Consider the following 23112-nt stretch of genomic DNA (forward strand, 5'->3'; position numbering starts at 1 on the left):
CGGGTCGACATCACTGAAGGGATACCAGCGGACGTGTACGGGGACGACATCGCGTCGGTGCTGATCAGCGAGGAACAGATCGCCGACAAGGTCGAGGAACTGGCCGAACTGGTCGCCAAGCGCTATCCCGCCGATGCCCCCGAGGGCGACCTACTGCTGGTGGGCGTGCTCAAGGGCGCCATCTTCTTCATGACCGACCTGGCCAAGAAGCTCACCGTGCCGACGCAGATGGAGTTCATGGCCGTCTCGTCCTACGGGTCCTCCACCTCGTCGTCGGGCGTGGTGCGCATCATGAAGGACCTGGACAAGGACATCGCCGGTCGCAATGTGCTGATCGTCGAGGACATCATCGACTCCGGCCTGACCCTGTCGTGGCTGCTGCGCAACCTGTCCAGCCGCAACCCGGCCTCGCTCGAGGTGGTGACGCTGCTGCGCAAGCCCGATGCGCTGCGCACCCAGGTGGATGTGATGGCCGTGGGCTTCGACATCCCGAACGAGTTCGTGGTGGGCTACGGCCTCGACTACGCCGAGCGCTACCGCGATCTGCCGTACATCGGCACCCTGGACCCGAAGGTCTACGGCGGGGAGTAACAACTCTCGAGGATCGAAACGAAGGCCGCTGCCGGTTACCGGGAGCGGCTTTCGGCATTGATGTGACGAAAATCACTCGGTCGGCTGGTTTGGGGCGTGGGCCGGGGGGAGTGGTCGTTGCTGGATGTCAGCGCTCGCGTCGAGCAGGAATCGGGTGTGGGGGTGACTTTATGTGTAACTGCTGGTCAAGTGTCCGCTAAGGGGTGGGTGGGGGAGTGTCGGCGAATGGCCAGGAATTCGCGGGTCCGGTTAACAGAATGTTTCGGTGGAGTCCTATGCTGTCTGTAACAAACCTGACGGCTGTTTTCTGATCCTGTTGCAAACTTTTGGGTCAGATACGGCTGGAAAATCAAGACCGATTCTGATAGCAAGGGGCTATGGACCCGCATTTGCGCGACCTGCGGTATTTCGTCGCCGTCGCTGAGGAACTGCATTTCACCAACGCCGCTCAACGGCTGCACATCGCACAACCCACCCTGTCACGACAGATCCGTCAGCTGGAGCGCCAGCTCGACGTCGTGCTGTTCGACCGTAACCAGCGCAGCGTGGCCCTGACCGTCGCCGGCAAGGAACTCCTCGAAGGCGCGCGGAAGATTCTGGAATTGTGGGAAGTCACCAATGTCGCCCTGCAGGAGGCCGGTGAGGTGCTGCGCGTCGGCATCCAGTCCTCCATCGGCCGCGGCCTGATCACCGACCTGGAGAGCGCCAGCGGCCACCGGCTCGCCCTGCACTCCGCGTCCTGGACCGACCCGTCCAGCGGGCTGGCCGGCCGCCAGGCCGACCTCGCGCTCATGTGGCTGCCGGTGCCCGACACCAGCCGCTACCGCTGGCAGGTGCTGCGCACCGAACCGCGCTGGGTGCTGCTGCCCGAGAACCACGCCCTGGCCGGCCAGGAGCACATCGACTTCGCCGACCTGATCGACGAGCCCTTCATCGCCATGCCGGCCGAAGCCGGTGCGGCACGGGACTTCTGGCTCGGTGCGGACGCCCGCGGCGGCCGCCAGGCCAAGATCGGCGCGGAAGCGGCCACCGCCGAGGAGCGCCTCGAGGCGGTCAGCCTCGGCCTGGGCGTGTGCCTGCTGGCCGAGAACAATGTCCCCATGTACCGCTGGCCCGGCCTCACCGCCCGCCCGGTCACCGGCCTGGCTCCCTGCGAACTGGCGGTGGCGTGGCGCGCCGACGACGACCGCCCCACCATCCTCGAGTTCGCCGTCCGCGTCCTCGACGGCGGCTTCGCCGAGAAGGAACCGGTCGCGGCCCAGTAGGCCCCGGCCCGGACCGGTCGCGGCAGAGGGTCGGAGGTTGCCGCGGTCCGTCCGGGAGTACGGGATCGAGACAGAAGAACAGCGCCGCGTCACCGAGTGACGCGGCGCTGTGCTGTATCCGGGCGCGCCGTGACCGGGTGCGCTCAGGGAGCGACGCGCTGCCAGGGATGGGCGGCCTCGATCTGCGCGGCCAGCCGGAGGATGGTCGACTCGCTGCCGGGCGGGCCCGCGATCTGCGCCGCGACCGGGGTGCCGGTGCGGGGATGCAGGCCCATGGGTAGTGACAGCGCGGGCCAGCCGACCAGGTTCCACAGCGGCGTGAAGGGCGAGAACTTCGTGTTCGCAAGGACATTCGCCAGCCAGGGGCGGGAATGCCAGCGGCGGGCGCGCGGGGCGGGGGTCGCCAGGGTGGGCGTGATGACCACGTCGTAGCGCTCGAAGTAGTCGAGCAGCCGGGTCTCCACGCGATCGACCTGCGACGGGCGTAGCAGTCCGGACTTCAGCACCGCCCTGCCGAGAGCGACGTGTATCCGGGTGCGGCGCTGCAGGCGATCCGGGTGCGGGACGGTCGCGGCCTCGCGGGCGGCATTGCCCAGCCAGCGCAGCAGTAGCGCGAAAGTCGAGCCCTGGTACGGGAGTTCGGCGACGCCGATGATGTGGCCCGCCCGGGAGGCGGCCGCGGCGGCCTTGTCGGCGGCGGCGGTCCAGGCCAGGTCGATATGGCCGAGTGGCGTCGGAGCCCCGGTGGCCAGGCCGATGCGCAGGGTCGAGGGCGTCTCCAGATCGGCCAGGTCGGGGCGGTCCGCGAGCACCGAGAGCATGAGCGCGGTATCCGCGACCGTGGTTGCGAGGACCCCGTTCTCGGTCATCCCGCCCCACGAGTCCAGCCCCACCTCGGCGGGCACCAGACCGCGGCCGGGCTTGAGGCCGACCACGCCGCAGCAGGCGGCCGGAATGCGGACCGAGCCGAGCCCGTCATTGCCGTGCGCGATCGGGACCATGCCGGAGCCGACCGCCGCGCCGGAACCACCCGACGAGCCGCCCGCGGAGTAGCGAGTGTTCCACGGGCTGCGGGTGATGCTGCCCGGGCCGTCGGTGACACCCCAGAGCCCGAATTCGGGCACCGTGCTGAGGCCCACGACAACCGCGCCCGCGGCCCGCAGCCGCCGCACAACAGGGTGATCGCCGGTGGCGGGGGTATCGGAACCGGCCAGCGAGCCGCCCCGGGTGACCTCGCCGGCGACGTCGATATTGTTCTTCACCGCGATCGGCACGCCGGCCAGCGGCAGCATGTCCAGATCCGGTCGTTCGGCCACCGTGCGGGCCTCGGCGCGGGCCGCTTCCTCGCGAACGAGGCTGAAGGCGTTCAATTTCCGATCGCGGCCGCGAATCCGGTCCAGCGTCGCGCCGACCACGTCCTCGGGCGAGATCGAGCCGTTCTGGACGGCCGCGGCGATGCCGGTGGCCGTGGTCAGGTCCACGGGGGGACGGTCGGATGGGGTGTCGGAATCGGCCGTGGTGCGTGCCACACCTACCTCCTCGGTGGTGCCGGCTGTGGCGATTTCAGCCCCTGGCGCCGTGCCCTCGTCGTACATGCTGGTCTTCCCGTCGCCTAGTGTCGAAATCGGGTGATCCGCTCGTGAGCCGCAAGTTATCATTCCGGCTAGCAGTCGGGGATGATGGTGTGGGGTGTGGCGGGTTCTTTGTCCCAATCTCGGAATCCACGACATCCTCGGATCGACAGTGCGGATCGACGACATCCGTGCCGAGCCAGAGGGGTGCGGACATGGCTTCTGGTTCCGACCACCGTTCCGGCGGTTACTCGGCAAAAACGGAATCAAGTGCGATCGCCGCCTTCACGGCGGCGTGGGATTCCACTGCGGCCCCGCCCCGGATCGCCGACTATCTGCCCGACGCCACCACGCTGCGACGGGGTGCGCTGATCGAGCTCATCCGGGTGGACATCCGCCACCGCTGGCTGCGCCGCCCCGCCGGGACCGAGGTCTCCACGCCCAAACGGCTGCGCGAGTACTGCGCCGAGTTCCCGGAACTCGCGGACCGGGATCTGCCCGCCGGGCTGGTGTACGAGGAGTTCGTCATCCGCCGGCACAGCGGTGAGAGCGTGGATCCGCGCGACTGCCTGCGCGAATATCCGGATCAGGCGGCCGAGCTGCGGGAACTGCTGAATGCCGACGACGACGATCAGAGCACGCGGCGGGCCGGGCTGGACGAGTCCACGCGCGGTGACTTCGGGTCCGAACGCTCCGACCGGACGCGGCTCGAGGCGCCCACCCGGACCGTGGCGTCCGTGGACGGCGACACCACCCGGGTACCCGCACCGGGTGAGGTGACGCTGTACGAGGATCCCTCGCAGCTGGTCGGCGCACCGGCCGAGCCCACCCGGGCCACCGGCGGGATCACCACGCCCGAGACCGGGGAACTGCTCGATCGCATCGAAATCGGCCAGCGCATCGACGATTTCGACCTGCTGACCAGTCTTGGTTCCGGGGCGTTCGCCAGGGTCTTCCTGGCCCGGCAGCGCTCCCTGCAGCGGCTGGTGGCGGTGAAGATCTCCGCCGACCACGGCACCGAGCCACAGACCCTGGCCCAGCTCGACCACGACTACATCGTGCGCGTCTTCGACCAGCGGCTGATGTCGGGCCTGCGCACCGAATCCGGGCGCCGCCTGCGGCTGCTGTACATGCAGTTCCTGCCCGGCGGCACCCTGCTCGGCGTGCTGCGCTGGGTGCGGGCCACCCCGCCCGGGCAACGCAGCGGACAGCTGCTGCTGGACGCGGTCGACGCGGCCATGGAGGAGAAGGGCGAGATCCGGCCCACCGACTCCAGCGTGCGGGCCGAGCTGGCCGGGCTGTCCTGGCCGGAAACCGTCGCGTGGCTGGGCCGCCGGCTGGCCGAGGCACTGGACTACGCGGACGGGCACGGGGTCCTGCACCGGGACGTGAAGCCCGCGAATGTGCTGCTCACCGCCGAGGCGGTACCGAAACTGGCCGACTTCAACATCAGCTTCAGCCGGAATATCGACAGTGCCGGCCCGGTCTCGTACTTCGGCGGTTCGCTGTCCTACATGTCACCGGAACAGCTGGACGCGTGCCATCCCGGCACCGCCACCACCGCCGGCGACCTGGACACCCGCGCCGACATCTTCTCCCTCGGTGTGGTGCTGTGGGAGCTGCTCACGGGGGCGAAACCCTTCGACGACACCACCGCCGGGCCCGGCGACCACGGCGACCGCACCACCCTCGAGGCCATGCTGGCGCGGCGGCGTGGCGGCGTCGACACCGCCGCCCTCGCCCGGGTGCCGCCCGACTGCCCCGCCGCGCTGCGCCGGGTCCTGCTCACCTGCCTGGAGCCCGCTCGCGAACAGCGCTGGAGCAGCGGCGGGATCCTGGCCAAACAGCTCGACATGTGCCTGGACGAACGTGCCCGCGACCTGGTCGACCCGCCGCCGCACAGCTGGCGGATGCAGTTGCGGCCGTGGATGATTCCGCTGGTCACGCTGGCCATCGTGGTGCCGAACCTGCTGGCGTCGCTGTACAACATCGCGCACAACCGGGCTTTCATCATCAATCACCTGTCCGAGTCGGCCATGCACACCTGGATGGTCACCACGACCACGGTGAACCTGGTGTTCTTCCCGCTCGGGACGGCCGTCATCGCCTATCTGTGCCGGTCCCTGATCTTTGTGCCGCGCGGGGTGCGCCTGGGCCGCGAATACGACCCGGAGACGCTCCGCAGAGCCCGCGCGGACGTGCTGCTGGCCGGGGAACGCATCTCCCTGGTGGTGTTCTCGCTGTGGGTGATCGCGGGCGTCACCTTCCCGACGGTGCTGCGCATTACGGCCCCCGACCTACCGGCCCGCGGCATGGTGCACTTCCTGGTGTCGCTGGTGGTGTGCGGGGCCATCGCCGTGGCGTATCCGTTCTTCCTGGTGGCCTTCTATCTGGTGCGGTGCATCTATCCGATGTTCCTGCGGCACGGGGACATCAGCGCCGAGGACGCGGTGTGGTTGCACCGGCTGGGCCACCGCTGCACCACCTATCTGGCGGTCGCGGCGTCGGTCCCGTTGCTGGCGGTGGCGGGCGTGACGTTCCTCCCGCCTGAGGACATTCCGCAGGTGATCGTCGCGGTGCGGGTGCTCAGCGTCGGCGGGATCGCGGCCTTCGTCCTGATCTATGCCATGTTCCGGGCGCTGGAGGCCGACCTGGCGGCGCTGGAGCGGGTGGTGTCGTCGACCCCCTCGTCGCGGGCGCCCGGAAACGGGGCGGTTACCGAATCGTGAGTGAACTCGCAGCGCAAGCCCTCGCCCGCTTCGCTGCCGACTGGGAATCCACCCTGCGCGGCGACCGCGACGAACCGCCGCCCCTGGCCGGCTACCTGCCCGACGGGCACCAGGTGCGGCTCGCGGTCCTCATCGATCTGGTGCGGGTGGACATGCGGCAGCGCTGGCGGCGCGCCGGAATGGAGAAGCGGCTCGCGGAGTACCGCAGGGAATTCCCGGAGATGGGGACCAGCCCGGACTTCGCCGACCTGGTGTGCGAGGAGTACGTGGCCCGCAGCCGCTTCCGGCCGGTGGACGTGGACAGCTTCACCGCCGAGTACCCGGAGGCGGCCACCGAGATCCGCCGCCGCTTCACCGGCGACACCCCACAGCCCCCGCCGCCCGTGCTGCCCGAGGGCATCGGAACCGGCCGCCGCCTCGACGATTTCGACCTGCTCACCGATCTCGGCGGCCGCGAACACAGCCGCATGTTCCTGGCCCGGCAGCGGTCCATGCAGCGGCTGGTCGCGGTGCGGGTGGAGGCGGGCGCGGACAGCGACACCGACACCGTCGCGCAGCTCGACCACCAGCACATCGTGCGGGTCTTCGACCAGCGTCTGATCGACGACGGCAGCACCGGAAAACCGTTGCGGCTGCTGTACATGCAGTATCTGCCCGGCGGCACCGTCGACGGCGTGCTGGCCCGGCTGCGGCAGGAATCCGCGACGGCCGGGCGCGACAGCGCCGATGGCGGACTGCTGCTGCGGGCCATCGACGCGGCAATGGAGGCCAAGGGTGAGATCCGGCCGGCCGGGTCCCGGGTGCGGGCGGAGATCGCCGGGCTGAGCTGGCCGGAAACCGTGGCGTGGGTGGGACGGCGGCTGGCGGAGGCACTCGACTACGGGTTGCGGCAGGGGGTGCTGCATCGCGACATCCGGCCCGGCAATGTGCTCTTCACGGCGGAGGGGGTGCCCAAGCTCGCGGATTTCGCGCTGGGGCCGGTGTACTGGAGTGGGTCGTTCCTCGGAGCGAGCGCGAATGATGCCGGGGCGCTTCGGTATCGGTCGCCCGAGGCGCTGGCCGCACAGCTGGATCCGGCCGCGCCGCTGCCGGACACCCGCGGCGACATCTATTCGCTCGGACTCGTGCTGTGGGAAATGCTCACCGGCGCACTGCCATTCGATGATGTGGACGCCGGGACCGATGCCGGGGCGGTGCGGGCCATGCTGGCTCAGCGGATGGCGGGCGTGTCCACGGCCGCCCTGGACACCCTGCCCGCCGACACCCCGGCCGCGCTGCGGCGGGTGCTACTGGAGTGCCTGCGGCCCGATCCCGCGCGCCGCTGGCAGACCGGCGGCCAGCTGGCCGGACAGCTGAACCTGTGCCTCGATTCTCGGGCGCGGGACCTGGTGGATCCGCCACCGCACACGCTGTGGGCCCGGTTGCGCGGCTGGCCGGTGCCGATCGCGATGCTGTGCGTGGGCCTGCCCAATGCCGTGGCCAGCTGGTACAACGTCCGGATCAATCAGAGTCTCATCGTGGATGAGCTGCCGCTGGTGGACCAGCAGCGGTTCGAGCAGGTGGCGTTGGTGAACAATCTGGTCGCCTTCCCCTTGGCGGCGCTGCTGCTGTTGTGGCTGGCGCGGCGGCCGCTGACCGTCTCCTACCGATTGGCCCGCGGGCATCGGTACACCCCGGCCCAGCTGGCCCACGCCCGCGCCGACACCTTGCTGATGGGGGAGCGGGCGGTGTGGGTGCCGTTCGCCATGTGGCTGATCGCCGGGGTGGCGTGGCCGCTGGCTCTGGCGGGCATGGGAGCGCGGTTGCCGCACAGTGCCTTCGCGCACTTCTTCACCGCGCAGGTGGTGTGCGCGACCATCGCACTGGCCTATCCGTTCTTCCTGATCATGGTGTACGCGGTGCGGTCGCTGTATCCGCAGCTGCTGGCGCGCGGTTCGGTGGGGCCCGCCGATCGGCGGCAGCTGTCGGCGCTGGCCCGGCGCAGCAATTTCTATCTCGCCGCGGCCGCATCGGTGCCGCTGCTGGCAGTAGCCAGCGTGACCTTCGTGTCGACCGCCGATCTGTCGCTGGTGATCGTGCCGCTGCGGCTGATCAGTGTCGGCGGCGTGCTGGCGTTCGTGCTCACCTACCGGCTCTCGCGGCTGCTGGAGGAGGACCTGCAGGCGCTGGTGCGCGCCATTCCCGAAGGCGGGCATTGATTCCCCGTAGTCTCGGAGGGGTGGCGATACGTGGCAGTGTCGAAACCTCGTTGGCGGAGTTGGCGGCTCGCGTTCGCCGCCGTGCCGACGGGCATTCCGGTCGGTTTCTGCTCGGTATCGCGGGCCCGCCCGGCGCCGGCAAATCCACCCTCGCCCGCGGCATCCGCGACGAGCTGAATCTGGCCGCCGGCGCTACGATCGCCGACGTCGCGCCCATGGACGGATTCCACCTCACCAACGCCCAGCTGCGCGCCGCCGGAATCCTCGATCGCAAAGGCGAACCCGACACCTTCGACACCGACGGCTTTGTGGCGCTGCTGCGCACCATCCGCGACACCGCGCCGGGCACGCCGGTGTCCTGGCCCGTCTACGATCGCGAGCTCCACGAACCGGTCCCCGGTGGCGTCGTGTTCGACCGCCAATCCATCGTGGTGACCGAGGGCAACTACCTGCTGCTCGACGACCGCGCACACCCGGCCTGGGCTGCCGTGCGCCCCCTGCTCGACGAGGCCTGGTACCTGGACGTGCCGCGCCCGATCATCGAACAGCGCCTGTTGCGCCGCCATATTCGCGGCGGCCGCACCCCCGAGGCCGCCCGGACCAAGGTGGCGCACAGCGACCTCCGCAATGCCGCCCTCGTCGAATCCACCCGCACCCGTGCCGATCTGGTGCTGCGCAAGGCCGGACACGGCTATCGCATCGACTGAACGCGCTATCCGATCGATCGAATGTCGAAGTGCCGCATCCATTCCCGGGTGCCGATGAAACCGCAGGAGGCCGTCGCCACCGCGGCCGCGCGCCGCAGCGCGACCGGGAAATCCGCGCCACGCTCGTGAAAATGGCAGAACGCGCCGTGCAGGATGTCGCCCGCCCCGAGGGTGTCCACCGCCGGCGCCGCGGGGACGGGGATCTCGCCGCGTCCGCCGGGCATCGAGTACCGGATCGGGCCACCGCCACCGGTGATCGCGACCAGCCGCGGTCCTGCCGCGTGCAGATAGTCGAACACCTCACCGGCCGAATCGGCCTGTACCCCAGGCGGAGTGAAGGAACTCGAGCAGATGGCTATATCGACGACCGGCAGCAGCGCGTCGTGCACCGGACGCCAGCGCCCGGCATCCAGCACCACGGGCACGCCCGCCGCCCGTGCCGCCGTCGCCAGCCGTAGCGCGGGCTCGGGATAGTGACCGTCCACCAGCAGCACCGTGGCCATGTCGAGTACCTCGGCCGCGGTCTCGTCGAGGGCCGGGTGGATCCGGGATCCATCCAGCGACACGATGGTCCGGGTGGCCGCCGCGGTGGCGACGATGATCGAGGACACCGGCGGCTGCTGATCGCCGTCGGGCGTGAGGTCCACGGCGGTGACCCCGTGCCGGTGCAGATCACCGCGAATCAGTTCCGCCAGTGGATGTTTGCCCAGCGCGGTCACCAGGGCCGGTGTCGCGCCGGACAGGAAGGCGTAGGTCACCGCCGCATTGGCGGCCGGTCCGCCCGCGCCGAGAAACAGGTCGGCGGCCTGGGTCTTGGAGTCCTCGGCAGGATACCGGTCGACGGCATAGGCGAGATCCAGTGTCGCCAATCCGGCGAAAACCGCACTCCTGCTACCCATGCCGCCGACCCTACGGTGAGCTACTCGCGCACCCGATTCTCGTAGGCCTTGCGTGCGTCGGAGTCCACATCGTCCAGGAACGCGCTCTGCGCGCCCAGCGCGCGCCCGATGGCATCGCCCATGGACTGCGGCAGCAGACCCACCACCTGCGAGATGATGCCCGCCATCGCCGTGACGCGAACCTTGGAGCGCGGCTCCACGATCAGCTTGGTGATGGCGTCGGCGATCTCCTCCGGCTCGGCCGGGCGCAGCAGCTTGGGCGCCGTAACCCCGGATCCCAGTTCGGTTCTGGTGAGCGTCGGCAGCACCGAGGAGAAGCGCAGCCCGGTGCCCCGGTACTCCTCGCGCAGGGTGTCGGTGAAGCCCAGCACCGCGTGCTTGCTGGCGTTGTAGGTGGCCAGGCCCGGAATGTGGGTCTCGCCGGCGAGCGAGGCGATATTGATGACGTGCCCGCGCCCGCGCGGCAGCATGCGCCCGATGGCGAGTTTGGAGCCGAGGATCACGCCGTACACATTGATGTCGAGAATGCGGCGGGTGATCTGATCCGGTTCGTCCACCACGCGGCCGGTGGGCATGATCCCGGCATTGTTGATGAGCACGTCGATCGGGCCGAGGCGGCGCTCCACCTCGTCGAGGAAGGCGTCGAAGGACTGGTGGTCGGTGACGTCCAGCCGATCGTAGACGTCGAAACCCCGTGCGGCGCCGGACTCCTTGACGGTGGTCTCGTCGATATCGCCGATGGCGATCCTGGCGCCGAGGGCCTGCAGGGCGGTCGCGGTGGCCAGGCCGATACCGCGCGCGCCGCCGGTGATCACCACGACCTTGCCGGCGATCGTTCCGAAGTCGGTCATCACATCCCCCGCACGGTCTTGATGATGGCGGGCAGGTTGATCCGCCGCAGTCCGCGGGTGCCCGCGGCCCGCATGGCGCCCATGGCGATGGTCAGCTTGGCCGGCGAATACGGGAACCACAGCGGCTCTTTGGTCTGGGTGGGCAGGATCGGCTTGGTGATGGCCTGCTGACGGCAATACTTGCGCACGCCGTTGGCCCCGCCCCAGCGCGCGCCGGTGCCGGACAGGCCCCAGCCGCCCATGGGCAGCGCGAAGCTGAACATATTGGCGAACACGTCGTTGATGTTCACCGCGCCCGCGTTCAGTTGGCGCGCAACGCGTTCGGCGCGATCCTTGTCGCCGGACCACACCGAGGCGGACAGGCCGTAGATCGAATCATTGGCCAGGCGAATGGCTTCCGCCTCGTCGACCACCTTCATGACCGGCAGCGTGGGCCCGAAGGTCTCCTCGGTCATGCAGGTCATGGTGTGGTCCACGTCGGCCAGCACGGTCGGCTCGAAGAGCGTGCCGACGCCGGTGCGCTTGCCGCCGGTCGTGACGCGCGCACCCGCCTTGACGGCCTCCTCGACGTGCCGCTGCACGATCTGCGCCTGGTTCTCGTTGGCGAGCGCGCCCATGTCGTACTGGGGCCGGCGGCCGTCCACGCCCTGGCGGACCTCCTTGACGGCGGCGGTCAGCTTCGCCAGGAACTCCTCGTAGACAGGCGCTTCCACGTATACGCGCTCGACCGAGATGCACACCTGCCCGGCGTTGAACAGCCCGCCGAAGGCGATGCCGTGCGCGGCGCGATCCAGGTCGGCGTCGGCCAGCACGATGGCCGGGTCCTTGCCGCCAAGTTCCAGGCTGTACGGGATCATCCGCTCGGTACAGGCCGCGGCGATCTTGCGGCCGGTGGCGGTGGAACCGGTGAACTGGATGTAGTCGGCGTTCCCGACCACGGCCGCGCCCGTCTCGCCCGCGCCGGTGACCACCTCGAACACCGGCGGCGCGCCGATCTCGCGCCAGCCGCGCGCCAGCTCGACCGCCGAAAGCGGTGTCACCTCTGAGGGTTTCAGGATGACCGCCGCGCCCGCGGCCAGCGCCGGGATCACATCGATGACCGGCATGGCCAGCGGGAAGTTCCACGGCGTGATCACGCCGACCACCTGGTAGGGCCGGAACACGGTGGTCAGCTGCTTGACCCGGGCCAGCGGGCTGTGCGGCGAAGGGTGTTCGTCGGCAAGGAATTTCGCGGCGCGGCGGGCGTAGTAGCCGGTCAGGTCGACCGAGAACGCCGGGTCGATGAGCGAGTCCACGCGGGCCTTGCCGGTCTCGGACTGCAGCACGTCGGCCAGGCGATCGGTGTTGTCCACCAGCCAGTCCTGCAGCTTCAGCAGCCACTCCTTGCGCCCGTCGGGGCCCAGGGCCTCCCAGGCGGGCTGCTGCGCGCGCAGGGCGGCGACCTTGGCGGCGACCGTCTCGGCCGAATCGATCGGCACCGTGCCCGCGAGTGCGCTGGTCGCCGGATTGCGGACCTCGAGTTCGGTGGCGGACGCCGGGGCCGCCTCCGGTTTCGGGGTGGCCTTGACGGCCGTCCCGGCCGGCTTGCGGGTCCCGGTCTTGCGAGCGGTGCCCGCGGCGGGTTCGGTATTGGTCACGATGTGCCTCTCCCCACGTGCGCTACGTTGCGACGGCGAGCTGTGCCCCAGCTCACTGGACTATGATCGTGACACAATTTTGTGAGCCCATGCTTGGCCAATCGGGTCAATTGTTCCGGTCGGTTTTGTGCTCTGAGTACAACCTCGGAGGAGGGCCCCGTGGCGACGCCCGCGAACCCGGCGGAGATCCGGCTCTGGATCGCCGATTTCGTCGCGGAAACTCTCCCGGCCGAAACCCTGGAACAGGTCGTCACCCGCCTCGACGACGCCATCATCGCCCGCATCCCGGAGATGCAGGACCGCGATATGCGCCGCGACCTGGCCGCCAGCAGCCGGGCCCACGCGGTCGCCGTGCTCAGCGGCCTCACCCAGGACCTGTTCGAATACCCGGTCCCGCCGGAGGCACACGCCTTCGCCCGCACCGTCGCCCGCCGCGGCTACGACGTGCGGCTGCTGCTGCGCGTCTACCACCTCGGCCAGGAGGCGGTCATCGACTACATGACCGAGGTGCTCGAACAGCGGCAGCTGCCGCAGGACATCGAAAGATCGGTGCTGCTACGGCTTTTCGACCGCACCACCCGCTGGGTCAGTACCTCGGTCGAGGCCCTCACCGACACCTACATGGCCGAGCGGGAACGCGGCCTGCGCGCCGCGCTGACCCAGCGCGCCGAGACCGTGCGCGCCCTGCTGGACGGCGCCGAGGTGGATATCGAGACCGCTTCGGGCCGGCTCGGATACCGGCTGTCGCAGCGGCATCTGGCGCTGGTGCTGTGGACGGACGAGGACGCCGCGCCGCTGCCGTCGGACGGCACCGGCGAGGCCGTCGGAAGGCTCGACCGGATCGTGGCCCGCTACGCGGGCACGCTCGGCAACGGCAGCCTGCTCACCGTGCCCTCGGGTGCGACCGCGCTGTGGGCGTGGATCGGCGTGGACGACGCGCTGCCCGAGCCCGGCGATCCTGTGTGGTCGGTGGACCCGCCCGTGCGGGTGGCGATCGGTGTGCCCGCCGCGCACGCCGCCGGCTTCCTGGCCGGTCACCGCGAGGCGGTCTCCGCCCGGCAGGTCGCCGAGCGTGCCCGCCCGGGCCTGCCGCGAGCACTGCACTACTCGGAGGTGGAGGTCGCCTATCTGGCGGGATCCGACGAGACCGCCATGCGGTCGCTCATCGACAGGGAACTGGGCGCACTCGCCGCACCCGACGCGCAGTCGGCGCGACTGCGGGAAACCTTGCATGCCTACCTGCGAGCCCGCCGCAGCCCGGATGCGGCCGCGAAACTGCTCGGCGTGCACAAGAACACGGTGCGATACCGGATTCAGCGCATAGAAGAACTACTCGGTCACTCTCTCGACCAGCGTGGTACGCGACTGGAGGTCGCGCTCGACTGCGTGGCGGTCTACGGCGTGTGAGTCCGCGAGCGTCAGCTCGCTTCCTCCGCGACGGTGTCCCGGGCGGCGCGTCGCCGGGTGGGCGGCTCGCCTTCGGAGGCCGGGCGCTCGGGTAATTCCGCCAGTAATTGCGTGGTGGCCGCGGCAATAGCGGCCACCGCCTTGTCCACCGCGGCCTTGGTGGCCGTCGTCAATCCCGACACCCCGCCGACTTTGCGCACGTATTCCTGTGCGGCGGCGTAGATTTCCTGCTCCGTGGCGGCCGGACTCAGCCCGCGGAGGAGGGTGATGTTCCCACTCATGCCCCCAGAGGTTAGCGCCCGATTACCCGCTGTGACAGGGCAAGATTCAGACAATTGCGTGAGTGTGTCGCGCGGGGCCCGTGGGAATGGCGCACAGTGGCCGCCGGAATTCCGAACCGAATGGTTTGCCGATTATTCGCACCCGACGCGGCCGGTGTGGCACACGCGATCGGCGAATAGCGGGCCACTCCAAGATCGATGGGGAACAATCGGGGTATGGCTGCCCGCGACGTGCCCACGCTGACGACTTTTCCGTACCCGGAGCTGGACCAGCGCGAGGACGATCACTGGTCCGGCGCGCAGGTCTCCGACGACGAACTGCGCGCCCTCTCGCTCGGCGGCTTCTACTCCTCCCGGTGGGACGCCTTCCACGACGCCCTGCTGCTCGGCCCCGAACGCGACCATCCCCTCGGTGATCGCCGCGAACTTGCCATCGACACCCTCACGGGCGCCTGGGGCATCACCGACGGCACCGAGGCCATGGCCTCGATGGAACAGCTGCTGGACGGCATGCACGGCCCGCTCTACGCGCTCGTGCATCCACTCGTCATGGCGGCCATCAACTCCCCTGAACGGGATCGCTTCGGCGAGCGCGCCGATCGGCACCGCGCGTTCCTGCGGCAGGTCGGCTCGTTCCGCGGCATGGAGAATCCGGAAGCGCTGGTCCGCGATTACGACATCTGGTCGCAGGCCATCAAGCTCGGTCTCACCGACCATCTGGTCCGCCCGCTGCCCACCGACATCCAGGCATGGGATCTGGCCCGCGTGGTCGCCGTCGCCCGTATGGCCTACACCGCGGGTTACCTCGACGCCGATGTCGCCTGGGATTACCTCATGCGCGCACTGCCCCCGGCCCAGCGGAAATACCGGAACTGGCGGCAATTCGGCGACGCCTACCTGGCCGGGTGGACCTACTGGCAGGCGTGCGAGGACCTCGCGGAACTGAAATCCGGTGGCGTGGACCGGCGAATGGAATTGCTGCGCCTGTGGATGCGCCCCACCAGCCCGTGGCGGCGGATCGCGCTGCAATCGGACGAATAAGCCGGTCGGGTTCGGGGGCTTGACCCCCCAACCTTTTCACTCGATCCGCCCGGTGCTCAATCGGGCAGGGACCGGAGAATTCCGCGTCCGTACCGCTGGAACTGCGCGTCGTCGACCATGCCGAGCGAATGCCGCTCGACCAGCAATTCCCATTCGGAGTACAGCTTCGCCACGCCCGGATCCGCCGGCCCGGCGGCGCCGTCGGCCACCTCGCGCTGGATGGCGAAATTCAAAGCGCCCGTTACCCGGTCGATGTCGGCCCGGTCGGTGCCGGTGAAATGCCAGGTCAGATTGCCGTCGCTGAGCTCGACGCCGTACTCGGCGAGCGGGGTGGCCGGTGCCTCGGCGTCGTCGGTGGTGCGTGCCCACAGCAGGGTCGCCACCGGTAGCTCGTGGGCGAAACGCTTGCTCGAGCTCAGCGAGACGAAGATCATCCGGGTGGTGGTGATCGCGAGCAGTCCGGTAGCCCGGGGCGCGGGCGCCTGCGCGGTGACGAGGGCGGTCTCCAGCACGTATTCGCCCGGGGTGACATAGCGCTGCAGCGCGGCGACGGCCGGCTTGGCGTCCCGCTTGGGCGCCATCCGGCGCACCGCGCGATCCACGTCCGCGCGGGCGGGCCCGGTGCGTCCCCAGGAGGGCGCGGGCGGGGTGAGGTCGGGGGCGGCCACGTCCAGTCGCTGGGTGGCCAGGATCTGATTGTTGATGCGCTCGACGATGACGGTGGCGGCGGGCACATCGTGCTCGGCGATGAGCACCGGCAGCGGGGTCCGGTCGGCGGGGACGCCGGTCAGGACGGGGGTCGGGTAGCGCAAATATATTTCGATGACGACGGCGTCATCGGCGCGCCGGTTCAAACGCACCTTGAGCAGGTCGCTTACCGGCACGTCGAGCACGCGCTCGCCGTCGGTTCCAGGTCGCAGCACCGTCAAACGCCCGTTGCCATGACGCACAATCGCCGTGGGTGTCCGTAGCTCGACTATGTCCATACCCCCTGCGCTCTGTTGTGTCGTCACTCACGATGAGACGACCATGCCATGATTGTGACCACTCGGTCCGACACCAGGGGGTGATCGACCCAGTGTGTTGCCGCAGATGGTCGGGGAACCACCCGCGTTCTCCAGCCGTTTACCTGTTGAACTGCACTAGCTGCCGAACTGCGCGATGTAACGACTAGACCGTACGCGGTAACGTGGCATGTCCGCATCCGTTCGCCGGAACGGGCGTGCCACGCAAGCATCGCAGGCAAACCGGATACACCCCCCGGAAAGGACTGGCCGCCGGCCGACGCTCTATGAACCGCAAGACTGTGTTCCGCAACCTGGCCATAGTCGCGGGCTTCCTGCTCGTGATCTGGTTGGTCAGCTATTTCAGCAACGACACGCGCGGCTGGCATAGCGTCGATACCTCGGTGGCGCTTTCCCAGCTCCAGGACAAGTCGAATGTCGATTCGGTCCAGATCGACGACAAAGAACAGCAACTGCGCATCACGCTGAAGAACGGCAATGATGCCACCAAGGGCGAGACCAAGCTCATCGCCAAGTATCCGGGCGGCGGCGAGGTGTCCGCGCAGGTCTTCAAGGCCGCGCAGGATTCCGGTGCCAAGGTCAACACCACCGTCAAGCAGGATTCCTGGCTGAGCCAGATTCTGCTGTTCATGCTGCCCATGGTGATTCTGCTGGGCCTGTTCATCTTCGTGATGGCGCGCATGCAGGGCGGCGGCCGCGGCGGCATGATGGGCTTCGGCAAGTCGAAGGCCAAGCTGCTGTCCAAGGACATGCCCAAGACCACATTCCAGGATGTGGCGGGCGCCGACGAGGCCATCGAAGAGCTCTACGAGATCAAGGACTTCCTGCAGAACCCGGCCCGGTATCAGGCGCTGGGCGCGAAGATCCCCAAGGGCGTGCTGCTCTACGGCCCGCCCGGTACCGGTAAGACGTTGCTGGCCAAGGCCGTTGCCGGTGAGGCCGGGGTACCGTTCTTCACCATCTCGGGTTCGGACTTCGTCGAGATGTTCGTCGGTGTCGGCGCCTCCCGCGTGCGCGACCTGTTCGATCAGGCCAAGCAGAACAGCCCCTGCATCATCTTCGTGGACGAGATCGACGCGGTCGGCCGCCAGCGTGGCGCCGGCCTGGGCGGCGGTCACGACGAGCGCGAGCAGACCCTGAACCAGCTGCTGGTGGAGATGGACGGCTTCGGTGAGCGCACCGGCGTCATCATCATGGCGGCCACCAACCGGCCCGACATCCTGGACCCGGCGCTGCTGCGCCCGGGCCGTTTCGACCGGCAGATCCCGGTCGGCAACCCGGACCTGAACGGCCGCCGCGCGATTCTGCAGGTGCACTCCAAGGGCAAGCCGATCGCGACCGACGCCGACCTGGAGGGTCTGGCCAAGCGCACCGTCGGTATGTCGGGTGCGGACCTGGCCAATGTGATCAACGAGGCCGCGCTGCTCACCGCGCGTGAACACGGCAATGTGATCACCGGCGCGGCCCTGGAGGAGTCGGTCGACCGTGTCATCGGCGGTCCCCGCCGCAAGTCGCGGGTGATCAGCGAGCACGAGAAGAAGATCACCGCCTACCACGAGGCCGGTCACACCCTGGCCGCCTGGGCGATGCCCGATATCGAGCCCGTCTACAAGGTCACCATCCTGGCTCGCGGCCGCACCGGCGGTCACGCCATGACGGTGCCCGAGGACGACAAGGGCCTGATGACCCGCTCGGAGATGATCGCCCGACTGGTCATGGCCATGGGCGGCCGCGCGGCCGAGGAGCTGGTGTTCCACGAGCCGACCACGGGCGCCTCGTCCGATATCGACCAGGCCACCAAGATCGCGCGCGCCATGGTCACCGAATACGGCATGAGCGCCCGCCTGGGCGCGGTCCGCTACGGCGAGGAGCAGGGCGACCCGTTCCTGGGCCGGTCCATGGGCATGGCCTCGAGCTACTCGCACGAGGTGGCCCGCGAGATCGACGAGGAGGTGCGCAACCTCATCGAGGCCGCGCACACCGAGGCGTGGGCGGTGCTCAACGAGTACCGCGACGAGCTGGACTCCCTGGCCACCGCGCTGCTGGAACGCGAGACCCTGCACCGCAAGGATCTCGAGGAAGTGCTGACGACGGTCGAAAAGCGGCCGCGCATCACGGCTTTCAACGATTTCGGTGACCGCACCCCATCCGATCGCCCGCCCGTGAAGACCCCGCGCGAGCTGGCCGCCGAGCGCGGTGAGCCGTGGCCGGAGGAGAACTCGCGGCCGTCGCATCCGGTGGTGCAGCCCGCCAACGGCTATCCGGAACCGGTCTACGGCTCCGCGCAGCCGCAGTACGGCGGCTATCCCGCGCCCGCGCCGCAGGGCTATCCGCTGCCGCAGGCTCCGGCCTATCCGCGGCACGGTGCGCCGACGCACGGTTCGCGTCCGGACTACGGCGCTCCGGCCGGTTGGTCGGCGCCGGGCTGGCCCCCGCAGGAGGAAGAGGCCCAGGCCCCGCAGCCGCGCGGCGCGTACGGCGGCTGGGCGCCCGCGGGCAACCAGCGCTATCAGCCGGGCGCCCAGTATCAGCCGGGCTACTCGCAGCCGGAGCATCCGGCCGCGCAGCCGGCGGCCGGGAATGACGAGGACGAGAAGAACGGTTGGGACGGACCGAACGGTCGTCGCTGACCGCGGTCCCGATAGGCTCAATGGGTTCGCGGCCCGCCTCGGGCGGGGTTCGGATGCTGGGTGAACGCCCCCCGTCCGGATCCGCCCGAGTGGTTCGGCGACCGCGTCCAAGCCGCGTGTGCACGTGCGGCAAGTCAACACAGGAGGTGTCGATTGTCGGCCACCAACAATCGTGTCGTGTCCGGCCTGATCGCGCTCGACACCGGTCGACCGTTCGATCAGGACCGTGCGGAAGCTGCCGTACGGGAGTTGCTGATCGCGGTCGGCGAGAATCCGGATCGCCCCGGGCTCGCCGAAACCCCGGCCCGGGTGGCTCGGTCCTACCGGGAGATGTTCGCCGGACTGTTCACCGATCCGTCCGAGGTGCTCAACACCACCTTCGAGGAGGGGCACCAGGAGCTGGTGCTGGTTCGCGACATTCCCATGTACTCGACCTGTGAGCACCACCTGGTGGCGTTCCACGGCGTCGCGCACGTCGGCTACATTCCGGGCCCGCACGGCCGGGTGACCGGACTGTCCAAGCTGGCCCGACTGGTCGATCTGTACGCCAAGCGCCCGCAGGTGCAGGAGCGGTTGACCAGCCAGATCGCCGACGCCGTGATGGAGAAGCTGGATCCGCGCGGCGCCATCGTGGTGATCGAGGCCGAGCACCTGTGCATGGCGATGCGCGGTATCCGCAAGCCGGGCGCCTCCACCACCACCTCGGCGGTGCGCGGCCTGCTGCAGTCCAACGCCTCTTCTCGCGCGGAGGCCCTGGATCTCATTCTGCGAAAGTGAGCGCACCGACCATGGCCGAGAGCGGTACACGGGGGGCCAACCTGGTTGTTCCTCGTGGGGGCCGCTCGTGCGTGGTGATGGGCGTCGTGAACGTCACCAGCGACTCGTTCTCCGATGGCGGCCGCTACCTGGATCCGGGTCTGGCGGTCGCGCACGGTCTCGAGCTGTACGAGATGGGCGCGGACATCATCGATGTCGGCGGTGAGTCCACCCGGCCCGGCGCGATTCGCATCGACCCGGAAACCGAAGCGGTGCGGGTGGTTCCGGTGATCCGGCAGCTGGCCGCGGCCGGGGTGCCGACCAGCGTGGACACCATGCGGGCGAGCGTGGCCGAGGCCGCCATCGCGGCGGGCGTGTCCATGGTCAATGACGTGTCGGGCGGGCGTGCCGACCCGAACATGGTGAAAGTCGTTGCGGCGACCAAGATCCCGTGGATCCTCATGCACTGGCGGGCCGAGGCGGACTACCGTCACGCCGGTCCCGCCGAACAGTACGACGATGTGGTGTCCAAGGTCTGGGAGGAGCTGAACGCGCAGGTCGAGTTCGCCCTCGCCGGCGGTGTCGACTTCGGGCAGCTGGTGCTGGATCCGGGCCTGGGCTTCGCCAAGAACGCCGACCACAACTGGGAGCTGCTGGGCGGCCTGTTCTACCGCATGACCGAGATGATGGACGCGGGCCTGCCGATCCTGATCGGGGCCTCCCGCAAGCGTTTTCTCGGCGGCCTGCTGGCCGATGCCGAGGGCCCGCGCCCGCCGGACGGCCGCGAGGTCGCCACGGCCACGATTTCCGCACTGGCCGCCGAGCACGGCGCCTGGGGTGTGCGGGTGCACGATGTCCGATCGTCGCTGGACGCCATCGCGGTGGTCGACGCGACCACCAATGCGGCCCGGCGCCTGCGGGAGCGGTATGTGCGGGAGCGGGAGACGGGGGAGCGGCTGTGAGCCTCGATCGCGCCGGATCGCCGGGTGACCGTATCGAACTGCGCGGGCTGCGCGTCTACGGCCATCATGGTGTCTTCGACTTCGAGAAGCGCGACGGCCAGGAGTTCGTCGTGGATCTGACGCTGTGGACGGATTTCACCGCCGCCGCGAAGTCGGACGACATCGCCGACACCGTCCACTACGGCGAGCTGGCCGAGCAGGTGGTGCGGATCGTGGCCGGGGAGCCGAAGGATCTGATCGAGACGGTGGTCTCGACCATCGCCGACGAGGTGATGGCCGATCCGCGCATCCAGGCCGTGGAAGTGGTGCTGCACAAGCCTTTCGCGCCGATTCCGCATACCTTCGAAGACGTCCGTGTAGTCACGTCCCGTCGTCGCGAACCGGAGGAGTAGAGCGGTGACCCGCGTTGTCCTGTCGATCGGATCCAATCTCGGTGACCGGCTGGCGCATCTGCGCAGTGTCGTGGAGGCACTGGGCCCGCGCGTAGTGGCGGTCTCGTCGGTGTACTCGACCCCGCCGTGGGGCGGGGTGCCGCAGCAGGACTACCTGAATGCCGTGCTGGTGGCCGAGGATCCGGCCATGGAACCCTCGGACTGGCTACGCCTGGGTCAGGAGCTGGAGCAGGCCGCGGGGCGGATCCGGGAAGTCCGCTGGGGTGCGCGCACTCTCGATGTGGACGTGGTGCAGGCCGAGTCGCGCCGCCGTGACGGCCGGGTGGTGGTGCGCAGTCTGGATCCGGTGCTGACGCTGCCGCATCCACAGGCCCACCATCGCGCGTTCGTGCTGGTGCCGTGGCTGGAGATCGATCCCGACGCGGAGCTGGAGGCGACCGGCGGGCTACGCACGCTGCGAGAGTGGTTGTCCGCCTTGGATTCCGCCGAGGTGAGTGGGGTGCGCCGCACCGAGCTGACGCTGGGCTGGACACCGTGACGCCGGAGCTGCTGCGGTGAAGCCGACCCGCATTCTCGATCTGTGTGCGAATGTGCTGCTGGCGGCGATCGTGGCCTGGGTCGCAACCAATATGGCGTATTCGAGTTTCCCGCCGATCTCGGTGTTCTCCGGCGCCTCGCTGTTGCCGGTGGCGCTGCTGGAGGCGGTACTGGCCTTCGTGATTCGGCAGCGTAAGGAGAATCACGGGATCGGTCCCGGTTCGGGGCAGCTGCATGCGATCACGGCGGCCCGGGCGGTGGCGCTGGCGAAGGCATCGGCGCAGGTGGGGTCGCTGGTGGGCGGGATCTGGCTGGGTTTCCTGGTGTGGCTGCTCATGCAGCGCTCGGATCTGCGTGCGGCGGCGTCGGATACGCCGGGCGCGGTGGTGGGTCTGCTGGGCGGGGTCGCCCTGGTAGCCGCGGCCCTGTGGCTGGAGTATTGCTGTCGGGCCCCCATTGAACCGCCCGACGAGGCAGCTACTTCGTAGCTAACGGATTGGCACTGATCATCGCCAAGGCGGGGACCGCACTCCCGAGATCAAGCTACGCTGGCGGACATGGTTTCACCCTCCCGTAGCAGTGCTTCCCGTCGCCGCCGGGAGGATGCGGGAAAGTTCTTCACCGGCTTTCTGCTTCTCCTCGGACTGGTTGCCAGCGTTTTCCTGGTCTTCAGTGACAACCTCCACCTGATCCGGGTGGGCCTGGTCGCGGCCCTCTGGGCGGCCGCCATCGGCGCACTCGCGGCCACCCGTTATCGCAGGGAGGCGGCCGTCGACAAGGCGAAAGTGGGCGACCTCCAGAAGGTCTACCAACTCCAGCTGGAGCGGGAGGTTGCTGCCCGCCGCGAATACGAGCTCGGCGTCGAGACCCGGGTCCGCCACGAGGTCGGTGCCGACGCCGCGGAGATGGCCGCGCTGCGGGCCGAACTCACGGTGCTGCGCGAGAGCCTGCAGCGTCTGTTCGACGGTGATCTGCCCTCCGAGCGTCCGGCCCTGCGTGCGGATGCTGTTCGGGTCCAAGAACTTCCGAGCAGCGAGTCCAATCAGGCCCCCGAGGCGGCGAACGATAACTGGCCGGACGCGGATCCCTGGGACCCGTGGTCGTCCCCCGACCAGGCCGAGGACGACGACCCGCGCGCCCGCATGGCCCCGAAGTTCGATCCCGCGCACCCCGAACCGCCGGCCTTCGCCACCCCCTTCGACGACCCGGTGACCGCTGAGACGTCGGTCATCACCGACGCCATGCGCCAGGACTACGAGGCCGAACGCGCCGCCGCCGAACCGGATTCACCCACCCCGCCCCCGAACCCGGAGGCCGCCAACGAATCCGCCGACGCACCCGCGGCGAACCGCAATGCCGGCGCCAACGGCAATGCGTCCGCCAATGGAAGCACCGCCGCCAATGGCACTACCACCAACGGCCCCGTCCCCGTCCCGCGCCTGACCCCCGACCCGACTCCCGCGGCCCCGGTGGGCCGCGCCACCGCCCGCCGTCGCCGCCGCTCCGAGGACGACGCCGGCGCCGAAGGCACCCACCGCCTCTCGGTCGCCGAGATCATGGCCAATCTCGAGTCCGAGAACAGCAACTGACCGGAGAGTCCACCGGGGGTCGAGGGCAGCGCCCCCGAGAATCC

20 protein-coding genes are annotated in these 23112 nt (G+C 69.3%); 14 read left to right on the forward strand and 6 right to left on the reverse strand.

Going from position 1 to position 23112, the window contains the following annotated elements; all coding sequences use genetic code 11:
• Positions 1–33 precede the first annotated feature (33 nt).
• Both hpt and ACQP1O_RS01975 read left to right on the forward strand, forming a co-directional pair.
• Complete coding sequence (hpt, locus tag ACQP1O_RS01970) at positions 34–591, forward strand: hypoxanthine phosphoribosyltransferase (protein ID WP_354831477.1); 558 nt, start codon at positions 34–36, stop codon at positions 589–591.
• Positions 592–968: 377 nt separating this feature from the next.
• Positions 969–1856 (forward strand): LysR family transcriptional regulator, encoded by an 888-nt coding sequence (locus ACQP1O_RS01975; protein WP_402762132.1) that lies wholly within the window; start codon positions 969–971, stop codon positions 1854–1856.
• Positions 1857–1999: 143 nt separating this feature from the next.
• Here the strand turns inward: ACQP1O_RS01975 and ACQP1O_RS01980 are convergent, their stop codons facing one another.
• Positions 2000–3385 carry an amidase gene (locus ACQP1O_RS01980; protein WP_433564222.1) on the reverse strand — a complete coding sequence of 462 codons (1386 nt, stop codon included), beginning with the start codon at positions 3383–3385 and terminating at the stop codon, positions 2000–2002.
• Positions 3386–3642: 257 nt separating this feature from the next.
• On the opposite strand from ACQP1O_RS01980, the gene ACQP1O_RS01985 reads away from it, so the two are divergent.
• From ACQP1O_RS01985 to ACQP1O_RS01995, 3 genes are read left to right on the forward strand one after another with little or no spacing between them, the layout of a single operon-like run.
• The gene (locus ACQP1O_RS01985) at positions 3643–6156 is read left to right on the forward strand and encodes a serine/threonine-protein kinase (protein ID WP_433564223.1); all 2514 of its coding nucleotides are present in this window, start codon (positions 3643–3645) and stop codon (positions 6154–6156) included.
• A complete protein-coding gene (locus ACQP1O_RS01990) occupies positions 6153–8354 on the forward strand; it encodes a protein kinase domain-containing protein (RefSeq protein WP_433564224.1) in 2202 nt (733 codons plus the stop codon). The genes ACQP1O_RS01985 and ACQP1O_RS01990 overlap by 4 nt, the downstream gene beginning before the upstream one ends.
• A 20-nt stretch (positions 8355–8374) precedes the next feature.
• The gene (locus ACQP1O_RS01995) at positions 8375–9061 is read left to right on the forward strand and encodes a nucleoside/nucleotide kinase family protein (RefSeq protein ID WP_433564225.1); all 687 of its coding nucleotides are present in this window, start codon (positions 8375–8377) and stop codon (positions 9059–9061) included.
• Positions 9062–9066: 5 nt separating this feature from the next.
• Here the strand turns inward: ACQP1O_RS01995 and ACQP1O_RS02000 are convergent, their stop codons facing one another.
• From ACQP1O_RS02000 to ACQP1O_RS02010, 3 genes are read right to left on the reverse strand one after another with little or no spacing between them, the layout of a single operon-like run.
• On the reverse strand, positions 9067–9960 hold the full coding sequence (locus tag ACQP1O_RS02000) for a PfkB family carbohydrate kinase (RefSeq protein ID WP_433564226.1): 894 nt from the start codon (positions 9958–9960) through the stop codon (positions 9067–9069).
• Between the two features lie 20 nt (positions 9961–9980).
• On the reverse strand, positions 9981–10811 hold the full coding sequence (locus ACQP1O_RS02005) for an SDR family oxidoreductase (RefSeq protein WP_433564227.1): 831 nt from the start codon (positions 10809–10811) through the stop codon (positions 9981–9983).
• Positions 10811–12448: an aldehyde dehydrogenase family protein gene (locus tag ACQP1O_RS02010; RefSeq protein ID WP_433564228.1), complete on the reverse strand. Its 1638-nt coding sequence runs from the start codon at positions 12446–12448 to the stop codon at positions 10811–10813. The genes ACQP1O_RS02005 and ACQP1O_RS02010 overlap by 1 nt, the downstream gene beginning before the upstream one ends.
• 159 nt (positions 12449–12607) lie before the next feature.
• Between ACQP1O_RS02010 and ACQP1O_RS02015 the strand changes: the two genes are divergently transcribed.
• Positions 12608–13855 (forward strand): PucR family transcriptional regulator, encoded by a 1248-nt coding sequence (locus ACQP1O_RS02015; protein ID WP_433564229.1) that lies wholly within the window; start codon positions 12608–12610, stop codon positions 13853–13855.
• 11 nt (positions 13856–13866) lie between these two features.
• Here ACQP1O_RS02015 and ACQP1O_RS02020 read toward each other — a convergent pair whose 3' ends face one another.
• Positions 13867–14136, reverse strand: coding sequence for a DUF2277 family protein (locus ACQP1O_RS02020; protein ID WP_433564230.1), 270 nt, complete (start codon positions 14134–14136; stop codon positions 13867–13869).
• Positions 14137–14352: 216 nt separating this feature from the next.
• Here ACQP1O_RS02020 and ACQP1O_RS02025 point away from each other — a divergent pair, with 216 nt between their 5' ends.
• The gene (locus ACQP1O_RS02025; RefSeq protein ID WP_433564231.1) at positions 14353–15177 is read left to right on the forward strand and encodes a DUF1266 domain-containing protein; all 825 of its coding nucleotides are present in this window, start codon (positions 14353–14355) and stop codon (positions 15175–15177) included.
• A 56-nt stretch (positions 15178–15233) separates the two neighbouring features.
• Here ACQP1O_RS02025 and ACQP1O_RS02030 read toward each other — a convergent pair whose 3' ends face one another.
• On the reverse strand, positions 15234–16100 hold the full coding sequence (locus tag ACQP1O_RS02030) for a hypothetical protein (RefSeq protein ID WP_433564232.1): 867 nt from the start codon (positions 16098–16100) through the stop codon (positions 15234–15236).
• Between the two features lie 368 nt (positions 16101–16468).
• On the opposite strand from ACQP1O_RS02030, the gene ftsH reads away from it, so the two are divergent.
• The 7 genes from ftsH (at position 16469) to ACQP1O_RS02065 (ending at position 23068) form a co-directional block, all read left to right on the forward strand.
• Positions 16469–18832 (forward strand): ATP-dependent zinc metalloprotease FtsH, encoded by a 2364-nt coding sequence (gene ftsH / locus ACQP1O_RS02035; protein WP_433564233.1) that lies wholly within the window; start codon positions 16469–16471, stop codon positions 18830–18832.
• A gap of 177 nt (positions 18833–19009) precedes the next feature.
• The gene (folE, locus tag ACQP1O_RS02040) at positions 19010–19609 is read left to right on the forward strand and encodes a GTP cyclohydrolase I FolE (protein ID WP_433564234.1); all 600 of its coding nucleotides are present in this window, start codon (positions 19010–19012) and stop codon (positions 19607–19609) included.
• 77 nt (positions 19610–19686) lie between these two features.
• A complete protein-coding gene (folP, locus tag ACQP1O_RS02045; RefSeq protein ID WP_433567553.1) occupies positions 19687–20550 on the forward strand; it encodes a dihydropteroate synthase in 864 nt (287 codons plus the stop codon).
• The gene (folB, locus tag ACQP1O_RS02050) at positions 20547–20942 is read left to right on the forward strand and encodes a dihydroneopterin aldolase (RefSeq protein ID WP_433564235.1); all 396 of its coding nucleotides are present in this window, start codon (positions 20547–20549) and stop codon (positions 20940–20942) included. Before folP ends, folB begins: the two co-directional genes overlap by 4 nt.
• Before the next feature lie 4 nt (positions 20943–20946).
• A complete protein-coding gene (gene folK / locus ACQP1O_RS02055) occupies positions 20947–21480 on the forward strand; it encodes a 2-amino-4-hydroxy-6-hydroxymethyldihydropteridine diphosphokinase (RefSeq protein ID WP_433564236.1) in 534 nt (177 codons plus the stop codon).
• 16 nt (positions 21481–21496) lie between these two features.
• Positions 21497–21967 carry a DUF3180 domain-containing protein gene (locus ACQP1O_RS02060; RefSeq protein ID WP_354831436.1) on the forward strand — a complete coding sequence of 157 codons (471 nt, stop codon included), beginning with the start codon at positions 21497–21499 and terminating at the stop codon, positions 21965–21967.
• Positions 21968–22036: 69 nt separating this feature from the next.
• A complete protein-coding gene (locus tag ACQP1O_RS02065; RefSeq protein WP_433564237.1) occupies positions 22037–23068 on the forward strand; it encodes a DUF6779 domain-containing protein in 1032 nt (343 codons plus the stop codon).
• Positions 23069–23112: the final 44 nt, after the last annotated feature.

This window comes from Nocardia sp. CA-151230 (genome assembly GCF_050942175.1).
Lineage (GTDB): Bacteria > Actinomycetota > Actinomycetes > Mycobacteriales > Mycobacteriaceae > Nocardia.

Excerpts from the sequence above, each read along its gene's own strand:
- ACQP1O_RS01975 (WP_402762132.1), top strand. The coding sequence starts at position 969 with ATGGACCCGCATTTGCGCGACCTGCGGTATTTCGTCGCCGTCGCTGAG.
- ACQP1O_RS01985 (WP_433564223.1), top strand. The coding sequence starts at position 3,643 with ATGGCTTCTGGTTCCGACCACCGTTCCGGCGGTTACTCGGCAAAAACG.
- ACQP1O_RS02000 (WP_433564226.1), bottom strand. The coding sequence starts at position 9,960 with ATGGGTAGCAGGAGTGCGGTTTTCGCCGGATTGGCGACACTGGATCTC.
- ACQP1O_RS02005 (WP_433564227.1), bottom strand. The coding sequence starts at position 10,811 with ATGACCGACTTCGGAACGATCGCCGGCAAGGTCGTGGTGATCACCGGC.
- ACQP1O_RS02020 (WP_433564230.1), bottom strand. The coding sequence starts at position 14,136 with ATGAGTGGGAACATCACCCTCCTCCGCGGGCTGAGTCCGGCCGCCACG.
- ACQP1O_RS02025 (WP_433564231.1), top strand. The coding sequence starts at position 14,353 with ATGGCTGCCCGCGACGTGCCCACGCTGACGACTTTTCCGTACCCGGAG.
- ftsH (WP_433564233.1), top strand. The coding sequence starts at position 16,469 with ATGAACCGCAAGACTGTGTTCCGCAACCTGGCCATAGTCGCGGGCTTC.
- folP (WP_433567553.1), top strand. The coding sequence starts at position 19,687 with ATGGGCGTCGTGAACGTCACCAGCGACTCGTTCTCCGATGGCGGCCGC.
- ACQP1O_RS02065 (WP_433564237.1), top strand. The coding sequence starts at position 22,037 with ATGGTTTCACCCTCCCGTAGCAGTGCTTCCCGTCGCCGCCGGGAGGAT.